This is a genomic window from Streptomyces sp. URMC 123 (genome assembly GCF_051386515.1).
GTDB lineage: Bacteria > Actinomycetota > Actinomycetes > Streptomycetales > Streptomycetaceae > Streptomyces.
Window position 1 is genome coordinate 1 of record NZ_JBPQTV010000233.1, and the last position, 10,219, is coordinate 10,219.

Sequence of the window (10,219 nt, forward strand, 5' to 3'; positions counted from 1 at the left end):
CTCCCCACGGCCTCCCCGGCCCCGGTGACCGCCGCGACCCCGGCTGCCGCCACCCCGCACCTGGACGCCGTCGAACGCACCCTGCGCGAGGTCTCGCCCGGCCTGGAGGGCCAGGTGTGGGAGCGCACCGCGGGCAACCGCCTGGACGGGACCGCCGGCGACCCGGCCGGCTGGCTCCTCCAGACGCCCGGCTGCTGGGGCGACGCCGGCTGCGCCGACCGCGTCGGCACCCGGCACCTGCTCGCCCGCATGACGGAGAACATCGCGAAGGCCCGGCGCACCGTCGACATCTCCTCCCTGGCCCCGCTGCCGAACGGCGCCTTCAACGACGCGATCGTCGACGGGCTGAAGGCGTCCGTGGCGGCCGGCCACACACCGCGGGTGCGGGTGCTCGTCGGGGCGGCGCCGCTGTACCACCTCAACGTGATACCCGCGACGTACCGCGACGAGCTCCTCTCCCGGCTCGGCCAGGCGGCCGACCGGGTCACCCTGAACGTCGCCTCCATGACCACCTCGAAGACCGCGTTCTCCTGGAACCACTCCAAGCTGCTCGTGGTCGACGGCGAGACGGCGATCACCGGCGGCATCAACAGCTGGCAGGGCGACTACATCGACACCGCCCAACCCGTGGCCGACGTCGACCTCGCGCTGAGCGGCCCCGCCGCCCGCTCCGCCGGCAGCTACCTCGACACCCTGTGGACCTGGACCTGCCGGAACTCCGGCAACCTCGGCAAGGTCTGGCTCGCCACCTCGCGCGGCGCGGGCTGCATGGCCACGTTGGAGAAGGACGCCAACCCGGCTCCGGCCGCCCCGCGCGGGGACCTCCCGGTGATCGCCGTCGGCGGCCTCGGCGTCGGCGTCAAGGACGTCGACCCCGCCTCGTCCTTCCGCCCCGACCCGCCCACGGCCCCCGACACCACCTGCGGCATCGGCCTCCACGACAACACCAACGCCGACCGCGACTACGAGACGGTGAACCCGGAGGAGAGCGCGCTGCGCTCCCTCGTCGCCAGCGCCCGCGACCACGTCGAGATCTCCCAGCAGGACCTCAACGGCACCTGCCCGCCGCTGCCGCGCTACGACATCCGGCTCTACGACACCCTCGCCGGCAAGCTCGCCGCGGGCGTCAAGGTCCGCATCGTGGTGAGCGACCCCGCCAACCGCGGCGCGGTCGGCAGCGGCGGCTACTCGCAGATCAGGTCGCTCTCGGAGGTCAGCGACACCCTGCGCAAGCGGCTCGCGCTGATCACGGGCGACGAGGCGAGCGCGGGGGCCGCCCTCTGCTCCAACCTGCAGCTCGCGTCGTTCCGCAGCGCCGCGCAGCCCCGCTTCGCCGACGGCAGCCCCTACCGGCTGCACCACAAGCTGGTCTCGGTCGACGACTCCGCCTTCTACATCGGGTCGAAGAACCTCTACCCGTCCTGGCTCCAGGACTTCGGTTACATCGTCGAGAGCCCGGCCGCCGCGGCGCAGTTGAAGTCGGCGCTTCTGGACCCCGAGTGGACGTACTCGCGGGCCGCCGCCACGGTCGACTACTCCACCGGGACCTGTCCGCGGTGACCCGGGGCCGGCCCGGTCGCCCCGGCCGGGGCGACCGGTGACCGGACCGCCAGGCGCGTCCACACCGCCAGGACCGCCGGCAGCAGGAGGTAGCCGAACCGGCCGGCCGGCGCCAGCGCGAACGCCGCCGTCAGGCCGAGCGCCAGCCGGTCGGCGCAGGCGACGGCGCCGACCGGCGGCCTGAGGACGAGCGACGCCCCGGTCACGACCGCGGCCAGCAACAGCAGCACCACCGCGGCCACCCAGCCGCTCGGGCCGAGCCCGGCCAGCAGATGCCCCGGCAGTGGGCTGGCGGCGGGGGTGGGCACGTCCGCCAGCCCCACGGGGAAGGCCAGCACCTGCTCGGCCATCGCGGCCGGCGCGAGCAACGCGCCCGGCACCACGAGGACGGCCGTGCCGGCCACCGCCGTCCGCAGGCCGCGCAGGGCGGCCCGCCCGCCGTGGGCACATGCCAGTGCCGCGACCGCGACCGGCACGGCGGGCCACGCCGTCCACTTCAACGAGCAGGCCAGCGCGAGCAACAGCCCGGCCGCGACCGGCCGCCCGCGCGCCGCCAGGGCCATGCCCAGCAGACACGCGCCGGTCAGCGGCAGGTCCACCCCGCTGACGCACAGCGGCAGCGCCACCAGCGGCGAGGCGACGAGCGCGGCCGACACGAGCCCGTACGACATCCCGCGCCCGGACCCGTACGAGGGCCCGCGCCCGTACGACCCGTACGCGATCCCGCGCGCGCCGCCGTACGAGGTGCCGCGCCCGAACCCGTACGAGGGGTCGGCCGTCGGCCGCAGCACACGGCGCACCGCCACCAGGCAGCCGAGGAACACCGCCGCGCACCAGACCCGGGGGTCGCCCGCCATCGCGGCGTACCACGTGCCGTCGCCGAGCACCGCGCGGGGCAGGCCGAAGAGCGCCATGCCGGGCAGATACGGCGTGTAGTCCGCGACGCCGTGCGGATCGGGGAGGTACGGGGTGCCCGTGGCGAGCAGCCGGCTCGCGGACCGTTCGATCACCGACACCTCCGACTGGCCCTCGCCGCCGGCCACCAGCAGGGGCAGCGGCAGCAGCACCGCGCCGGTCAGGGCGAGCGCCACCGAGACCGTGCGGGCCCGGCGGCGCGGCAGCGACCAGGCGGCGAGCGCGGCCGCGGTGTACCCGAGGGCGGCCAAGAGCCCCCACGTGCGGTGCGGCGACAGGGCGGAGGCCACGGGGAAGACGCCCGCCCACCCGGTCGCGGCCAGCCATCCGCCGACCCACACCCGTCGCCGGTTCCACCAGGGGCCCGGCCCGCCCGGTGCTCCACCGGCGGCCCCCGCCGCGCCGTTCCTGTTCTCGATGGCCTTGTCGTCGGCCGCCCTGTCGTCGGCCGCCCTGTTCTCGGTCACCCGGCCATTGCAGCCCGGCAGGGCGCCTCGGGGCACGACAGCGAACTACCCTGTTTCAGCTGGGGCTTTCCCCACCGACCGCGCTGGTGGGCGCCGGGGAGCGCGGGCGAGGCGCTTCGGCGGAGGAGGCCCGCGGGGACCGGGCGCCGGCGTGCGCCGGGGAGGAACGGCGGCTACCACACGCCGTGGGACGGACGATATTCATCTGATAGTTTTGCGATGCTTCGCATACGTTCACCTCCGGCCGGGGTCGTGCGGCTGTCTGCCGCCCCCTCGCCGCGGGTCCCGAAGCGCCGCTGTCCGTCCCCCGAGCCCGTCCGCTCCCGCGCCGGTGCGCCGTCGTGCCCGTGCGCCCTCACGCCTTTCTGTCGGCCCGTCGGCCCGTCGCAGCGGCCCGGTCCGCGCGCCGCCCCGACGCCTGACGATCACGCCGTTCCCGCCGTTCCCGCCGTTCCGATACGGGAGTGAGCCGATGCATTCCGCAGTGTTTCTCATGGAGTTCGGAGGCATCCTGCTGGGACTGGGCCTGCTGGGCCGTCTCGCCGGGTGGCTGAGCCTCTCACCCGTCCCGCTCTACCTCCTGGCGGGGCTCGCCTTCGGCAAGGGCGGTCTGCTCCCGCTGGCCACCAGCGAGGAGTTCGTCACCGTCGGGGCCGAGATCGGCGTCGTCCTGCTGCTGTTCATGCTCGGCCTGGAGTACAGCCCCGGCGAGCTCGTCACCAACCTCAGAACCCACTGCGCGGACGGCGTCGTCGACTTCGCGCTCAACGCGCTGCCCGGCGCGGCGGCCGCGCTGCTGCTGGGCTGGGGCGCGCTGGCGGCCGTCGTCCTGGCCGCGGTCACCTGGATCTCCTCCTCCGGCGTCATCGCGAAGGTCCTCGCCGACCTCGGCCGGCTCGGTGATCCCGAGACGTCCGTGGTGCTGAGCATCCTCGTGCTGGAGGACCTCGCCATGGCCGTCTATCTGCCGATCGCCACGGCCCTGCTCGCCGGGGTGGGGCTGCTCGCCGGGGGAGTCGCCCTGGCCGTGGCGCTCTCCGCGGCCGGGGCGGTGCTGTTCCTCGCCGTGCGCTTCGGCCGGGCGATCTCCCGCTTCGTCTCCTCCGACGACCCGGAGAAGCTGCTGCTCGTGGTGCTGGGGCTCACCCTGCTCGTGGCCGGGGCCGCCCAGCAGCTACGGGTCTCCGCCGCCGTGGGGGCCTTCCTGGTCGGCATCGCCCTCTCCGGCGAGGCCGCGCACGGCAGTCACCCGCTGCTCGCCCCGCTGCGCGACCTGTTCGCCGCGGTGTTCTTCGTCTTCTTCGGCCTGCACACCGACCCCGCGAGCATCCCTCCGGTGCTGCTGCCCGCGCTCGCCCTCGCCGCCGCCGGCACCCTGACGAAGATCGCCACGGGTTACTGGGCCGCCCGCCGGGCCGGGCTCCCGGCCGGTGGGCGCTGGCGGGCCGGCGGCGCGCTCGTGGCGCGCGGCGAGTTCTCGATCGTGATCGCGGGCCTGGCCCTCACGGCCGGCGTCCAGCCGGCGCTGGGCCCGCTGGCCACGGCGTACGTCCTGCTGCTCGTGGTCATCGGCACGCTGGCGGCGCGCTACACCGAGCCGGTGGCCCGCCGCCTGGCCCGCCGCCGACCGCCCCGCCCGCCGGGCGACTCGGGCGGCGCCGGCCGCCCGTCGCCTCCCCCGGGCGTCGGGACCGGGGTCGGCACCGAGGGTGAGGGAATCAAGGGATCAGGACCACCTTGCCGAGGTTGGCGCGGGCCTCGATGATCTCGTGCGCCCGGGCCGCCTCGGCCAGCGGGATCTCCGCGTGCACGGCGGGCCGCAGCCGTCCGGCGCGCGCCAGCCGCCAGAGTTCCTCGCCGTGCCGGTCGTACAGCTCCCGGTGGCCGGCCACGAAGCGCCCCATGCTCAGCCCGGTGACGGTCTTCGCCCCCGCGAGGAGGGCGTGGGCGGGGACGGTGCCGCCGCCCGAGTTGAAGAAGACCAGCCGCCCGCCCGGTGCCAGCGCGTCGATCGCGCGCGGCAGCAGATCCCCGCCGACGCCGTCCAGGACGACCTCGACCGGCTCCCCCCAGTCCGCACTGTCGTAGACGACGACCTCATCGGCGCCCAGGGCGCGCAGGAAGTCCGCCTTGGCCGGGGAGCTCACGGCCGCGACCACCCGGGGGATGCCCTGGAGCTTGGCCAGTTGGACGGCGAGATGGCCCACGCCGCTCGCCGCTCCCGTGATCAGAAGCGACGCGATGGGCGCGCCGGGCGCGCCGACGGGCCGCCCGGCCGCGGCGGGCGGGGCCGGCGCCGACGAACCGGCCGTGGCCAGGGCGGCGAGGGCGACCTGCCCACCCCGCACCAGCGCGACGGCCGACACCGCGCTCGCCCCGTTTGGTATCCGGCTCGCCATCGGCACGGGCACGCGGGCCAGTTCGGTGTACGAGCCGCTGAAGGGCAGTCCGGTGACGCGGTCCCCGATCGCGTAGTCCGTCACCCCGGGGCCGAGGGCGACCACCTCCCCGGCGACCTCGCCGCCGAGGACGCCCGGCAGCGCGGTCCGGCCGGCACCTTCCCGCACGGCGCGCACGGAGGGCAGGGTCACCCCGATCGCCTCCGTGCGGACCAGCAGTTCGCCCGGCGCCGGCTCGGGGGCCTCGGCCTCCTCCACGCACAGCACGTCGGGGCCGCCGTGCCGATGGAAACGGACACGCCGCATGGGCACCTCCCAGGTCGGTGATCATTGGGAGCACCAACGATAACCACGGAATCGTTGGAGAGTCCAACGGTATTCCGGGTACGCTGGTCCCATGCCCGAGTCCGTTCGCGCTCCCTCGCGCATCCGCACGCTCCCCAGCTGGCTCCTGGGCCGCGCCGCCGCGCGCGGCCACCGGCTCGTCGCCGAGGCCCTCGCCCGGGAGGGGATGCGGATGACCCATCACGCCGTACTGTCGGCCGTCGCCGAGCTGGGGCCCGTGTCCCAGGCCGAACTGGGCCGCAGCCTGAGCATCGACCCCAAGGACATGGTCGCGATCCTCAACGACCTCCAGGACGACGGGCTCATCACGCGCGCCCCGGACCCCGGGGACCGGCGCAAGAACGCCATCGCCCTCTCGGAGAGCGGCGAACGCAGGCTGGCGCGCACGGAGAAGCTGGGCCGTGAGGCGAACGAGGAGCTGACGGCCGCGCTGTCGCCGGCCGAGCGCGCGCAGTTGCTGGACCTGCTCCGGCGCGTCGTCGACCCGGAGGAGCCCTGCGCGGAAACCGATCGCCCGGCCACCGAACGGTGACCGGGCGATCGCGGCCGCGTCCGGCGGCCGGCCGGGGCGCGGGCTGAGGCCGCGTCTCAGGCGGCCGGCTGGGGCTCGCGCTCCGGTTCCGCTTGCGCTTCCCGTTCCGGTCGCGGTTCCGGCTTGAGCTCCGGCCGTCGGGTGATGGGCGCGTTGTGCTGGTCCGTCCAGGACTGCAGCGCCGTCATGCACGCGTGGTCCAGATGCCGCAGCCCGGACAGGTCCAGCTCGACCGGCCGGTTCGCGGGGAGCGCCTCCAGCGCGTCGAGGATGCGCGGCAGCCGCAGGAACGTCGCGTTGCCCGACAGCCGTACGCGTACGGGTGCGCCCTCGCCGCCGTCCGAACCGCTGTCCGTACCGCCGTCCTTGGTGGCGCTCACCCGGCCGTCCGCGGCACTGCCCGCAGCACCGTCCGCAGCGCCGCCGTGGTCACCGCGCCCACCCGTGTCGACGCCCGTGACCTCGACGTGGATGTGGGACGTGGCCCACGCCGTCTTGAGCACCGCGAGCAGCAGGCCGATCAGCACGCCCTCGAACATGTTGGTGGTCACGATCGCGATCGCCGTGGCCATCAGCACGACGGCCTCCCCGCGGTGCTCGCGCCAGAGCGGACCGAGGTCCTTGACCGGCAGCAGCTTCCAGCCCGCGTGCACCAGCACGCCCGCGAGCGCGGCGGTCGGAATGACGGTCAGGGCCTGCGGCAGGAACGCCGCGAACAGCAGCAGCCACAGGCCGTGCAGCACCCGCGAGAGCTTCGTACGCGCCCCCGCCTGGACGTTGGCCGAACTGCGCACGATGACAGCGGTCATCGGCAGCGCGCCGAGCAGCCCGCAGACGGTGTTGCCGGCGCCCTGGGCCATCAGCTCCTTGTCGTAGTGGGTGCGCGGCCCGGAGTGGAGGCGGTCCACCGCCGCCGCGCTGAACAGGCTCTCCGCCGAGGCGATGAGCGTGAACGCCACGATGGTCGCCACCAGCCCGACGTCGGCCAGTCCGCTCAGGTCGGAGAGGCCGGGCGGCTGAATGGCGTCGACCAGGCCGGTGACGTGGACGCGGGCGATCGGCAGGTCGAACGCCGCGGTGACGGCGGTCGCCGCGCCCACCGCGACCAGGGGAGCGGGTATCACCCGCAGCTTCGCCGGCAGACGCGGCCACGCGATGATCACCGCGGCGGTGCCGGCGCCCACCGCGAGCGCGGTGAGCGCGCTGCCCGAGGCGAGGGTCCGGTCGACCAGGCCGGGGAGCCCGCCCAGATTGCCCAGGCCGCTGCCCGGGGCCTTGGCGTCCGCCAGGGCGTAGAGCTGGCCCGCGATCAGGACCAGCCCGATGCCGGCGAGCATGCCCTGCACGACCGCCACGGAGATCGCGCGGAACCAGCGGCCCATCCGCAGCGCCCCGAGCAGGAGTTGCAGCAGCCCGGAGACCAGCACGATGAGTCCGAGGGCGGGAAGCCCGTACTCCGTCACGGCGGCGAGGACGAGCACGGTGAGGCCGGCGGCGGGGCCGCTGACCTGGAGGCTGCTGCCCGGCAGCAGCCCGGTCACCAGGCCGCCGACGATGCCGGTGATCAGGCCGAGTTCGGCCGGGACGCCGGAGGCCACGGCCACCCCGACGCACAGCGGGAGGGCGACGAGGAACACGACGAGGGACGAGGTCACATCCGTGCGCGCGGCACGCAGGAACGCTGAACTGAACTGTTTCATGGAGCTCTTTCGTGGGGGGAAGGACCGTCGCGTGAGCGGGGACGAGATCCGTGTCCATGCGGACAGGTACGTGATCCGTCCCCGCCCTGTTCACCGGGGTGCGCCGGGGGAGGCCGACGGTGCGGCCGGCCGGCGCCTTCCGCGCGGGGTGTGCGGCAGGAGCGTGACGTGCCGGATGTCACGCGCCCGCGCGGCACGCGCCGAGCGGTCGAACGGTGAGGGGACGGGACGATCCAGACCCGGGGTGTCGGAGCGGGACGAGATTCTGAGCGGTTGCGATTGCGGTTGCGGTCGATCGCGGTGATCGCGGCGAGTGTGGCGGTCGCGGCGATCGAAGCGATCAGGGAAGGGCGGGGGCGTCGCCGATGACGCGCCCGAGGGGCACGCGGAGCGCTCCGCCGCTCAGCAGCGGAACGACCGCAGGGAGTTCGGTGTCGGTGCGGCACCGGCGCCGGGGTTCCAGGTGTCCCGCGCGGTGCACGCCCGGGTGGTACCGGGTGACGCGTCCGCGCCCGTCCGTACGGTGTCGTCGCACGCGCCGCGGACGTCCTGGCCCACGGGCGGCTTGACGCCGGAATGGACGGCGCGGGACAGCCGGGCCAGTGGGGGATGGGCCGACTCGTCCTGGTGACCCGACGGTTCGCCCGCGAGGACGGACACCGCCGGGCCGTACTGCTCCCTGACCTCGGCGGCCACGGCGGCCGGCTCGGCCGGCGCGGTCGCCTCGGGGTGGTGCAGCGTCAGAAGGTTCAGCAGCACGGCACAGATCAGCAGAACTCCTGCTGATACACGTGGGATCACGGCCGACTCCTGAAGTCGCTGCTGCACCGGGTGCCAAAACGTTACCGTCCCTTGACTTGCGAACAAGGGGGTTCTCTGCTCGAAACGTTGAGACATGCGCCACGCGATCACCGGTCCGCGCAGGCCACTTGACCGGTGATGCGCCCTATGGGGCGGTGTGCCCGGGCGCCGGCGATCACCGGTGATAGCGTCCCGCCCACCGGCCCGCCCCCTCCTCCGGGCGGGCGCGACGAGGAAGCGAGGACGACCAGGTGATACCGAGCGAGGACGGCCGGGCGGCATCGCCCGTCCCCGGCGTGCGCCATTCCGCTTCCACGTGGCGGCAGCCCTGCCCCGCGCCCGCCTCACCGGAGCGCGGCGCGCTGATCGAGGAGGTCGCCGGGCGCGTGTCGGCGCTCGGGCCCGGTCGGCTCCTCGTGGGCATCGACGGCCCCACGGCCGCCGGAAAGACCAGCTTCGGCCACGAACTGGCGGAACGGGTGGCGGCCGGCGGCCGCCCGGTGCTCCGGGCGACCCTCGACGACTTCAAGAGGCCCTGGCGGGACCGGCACCTGTACGACCGGGAGTCGGGCGAGGGGTACTACCGCAACGCGTTCGACTACGACGCGGTCAGGCGACTGCTGCTGGACCCCTGCCGGTCGCCGGAGGCCACCCGCTGCGCGCTGTGCTCCATCGACCCGCTCACCCAGATCGACCACTCGGCGCGGACCACGCCGCTCACACCGGACACGGTGCTGATCGTGGACGGCGTCTTCGCGTTCCGGCCGGAGATCGACGCCTACTGGGACTTCCGCGTCCGGCTCGGCGTGGACGAGGAACTGTCCGTACGGCGGGGCGCCGAGCGGGACCAGGACTGGGCCGGCTCCGAGGCGGAGTCCCTCCACCGCGGCCGCTATCTGGTGGCCGAACGCGTCTACCTCCGCGAGGCGGACCCGCTGCCCAGGATGGACGTCGTCATCGACAACTCGGTCTTCGCGAGGCCGCGGCTGCTGACGCGATAGGGCCCGGCGCGGGTGGGGGCGCGCTCAGCCCTCCGCCCAGGCGTCCTCCGCCGCGCGGGCCCGGTCGTAGGCGCCGCGGGCGGACTCCACCTCCGACAGATGGGTGCGGCTCCAGTCGACCAGGGTGTGGAACACGGGGCTCAGCGTCTGCCCGAGCTCGCTGAGCCCGTACTCCACCCGGGGCGGGATGTCGGGGTGGTACGTGCGCACCACCAGCCCGTCCCGTTCCAGCTGCCGCAGCCGGCTGGTCAGGATCTTCGGGGTGACGTCGGGGATCAGCCGGTGCAGCGCATTGAAGCGGAGCGTGCCGTTCTGACCCAGGGTCCACAGGATCGGCGCCGTCCAGCGGCTGAAGATGATGTCGCCGACGGAGGTCACCGGGCACGCGGCCTTGGCCACGCCGGGCTGATCGGCGGCGTCCGACGGGGTGGCGGCGTCCGTCGGGGCGGCGGGGCTCGGGCGGGACGGCATGAGGGGCTCCAAGGGGAGGGGACGGTGG

At 74.7% G+C, this 10,219-nt stretch carries 9 protein-coding genes; 4 read left to right on the forward strand and 5 right to left on the reverse strand.

Going from position 1 to position 10,219, the window contains the following annotated elements; translation table 11 throughout:
* Nucleotides 1–1,560: phospholipase D-like domain-containing protein (locus ACSNOD_RS22800; protein WP_436768883.1), on the forward strand; the 1,560-nt coding region annotated here is incomplete at its 5' end.
* On the opposite strand, the gene ACSNOD_RS22805 is transcribed toward ACSNOD_RS22800, so the two are convergent.
* Nucleotides 1,533–2,942 carry a glycosyltransferase 87 family protein gene (locus ACSNOD_RS22805; RefSeq protein ID WP_436768884.1) on the reverse strand — a complete coding sequence of 470 codons (1,410 nt, stop codon included), beginning with the start codon at nt 2,940–2,942 and terminating at the stop codon, nt 1,533–1,535. The two genes, ACSNOD_RS22800 and ACSNOD_RS22805, sit on opposite strands and share 28 nt — an antisense overlap.
* A gap of 472 nt (nt 2,943–3,414) precedes the next feature.
* Here ACSNOD_RS22805 and ACSNOD_RS22810 point away from each other — a divergent pair, with 472 nt between their 5' ends.
* Nucleotides 3,415–4,707, forward strand: coding sequence for a cation:proton antiporter (locus tag ACSNOD_RS22810; protein WP_436768885.1), 1,293 nt, complete (start codon nt 3,415–3,417; stop codon nt 4,705–4,707).
* Here ACSNOD_RS22810 and ACSNOD_RS22815 read toward each other — a convergent pair.
* Nucleotides 4,661–5,647 carry a quinone oxidoreductase family protein gene (locus ACSNOD_RS22815; RefSeq protein WP_436768886.1) on the reverse strand — a complete coding sequence of 329 codons (987 nt, stop codon included), beginning with the start codon at nt 5,645–5,647 and terminating at the stop codon, nt 4,661–4,663. The genes ACSNOD_RS22810 and ACSNOD_RS22815 overlap by 47 nt on opposite strands.
* 91 nt (nt 5,648–5,738) lie before the next feature.
* Here ACSNOD_RS22815 and ACSNOD_RS22820 point away from each other — a divergent pair, with 91 nt between their 5' ends.
* A complete protein-coding gene (locus ACSNOD_RS22820) occupies nt 5,739–6,218 on the forward strand; it encodes a MarR family winged helix-turn-helix transcriptional regulator (RefSeq protein ID WP_436768887.1) in 480 nt (159 codons plus the stop codon).
* Nucleotides 6,219–6,274: 56 nt separating this feature from the next.
* On the opposite strand, the gene ACSNOD_RS22825 is transcribed toward ACSNOD_RS22820, so the two are convergent.
* Nucleotides 6,275–7,918 (reverse strand): SulP family inorganic anion transporter, encoded by a 1,644-nt coding sequence (locus ACSNOD_RS22825; RefSeq protein WP_436768888.1) that lies wholly within the window; start codon nt 7,916–7,918, stop codon nt 6,275–6,277.
* Nucleotides 7,919–8,320: 402 nt separating this feature from the next.
* The gene (locus ACSNOD_RS22830) at nt 8,321–8,719 is read right to left on the reverse strand and encodes a hypothetical protein (protein ID WP_436768889.1); all 399 of its coding nucleotides are present in this window, start codon (nt 8,717–8,719) and stop codon (nt 8,321–8,323) included.
* A gap of 296 nt (nt 8,720–9,015) precedes the next feature.
* Here ACSNOD_RS22830 and ACSNOD_RS22835 point away from each other — a divergent pair, with 296 nt between their 5' ends.
* Nucleotides 9,016–9,720, forward strand: coding sequence for a uridine kinase (locus ACSNOD_RS22835; protein ID WP_436768890.1), 705 nt, complete (start codon nt 9,016–9,018; stop codon nt 9,718–9,720).
* A 24-nt stretch (nt 9,721–9,744) separates the two neighbouring features.
* Here the strand turns inward: ACSNOD_RS22835 and ACSNOD_RS22840 are convergent.
* Nucleotides 9,745–10,219 (reverse strand): winged helix-turn-helix transcriptional regulator (locus tag ACSNOD_RS22840; RefSeq protein ID WP_436768891.1); only part of this gene is annotated, 475 nt, incomplete at its 5' end.

Coding starts and splice junctions, on each gene's coding strand:
- ACSNOD_RS22825 (WP_436768888.1), bottom strand. CDS start 7,918: ATGAAACAGTTCAGTTCAGCGTTCCTGCGTGCCGCGCGCACGGATGTG.
- ACSNOD_RS22820 (WP_436768887.1), top strand. CDS start 5,739: ATGCCCGAGTCCGTTCGCGCTCCCTCGCGCATCCGCACGCTCCCCAGC.
- ACSNOD_RS22815 (WP_436768886.1), bottom strand. CDS start 5,647: ATGCGGCGTGTCCGTTTCCATCGGCACGGCGGCCCCGACGTGCTGTGC.
- ACSNOD_RS22810 (WP_436768885.1), top strand. CDS start 3,415: ATGCATTCCGCAGTGTTTCTCATGGAGTTCGGAGGCATCCTGCTGGGA.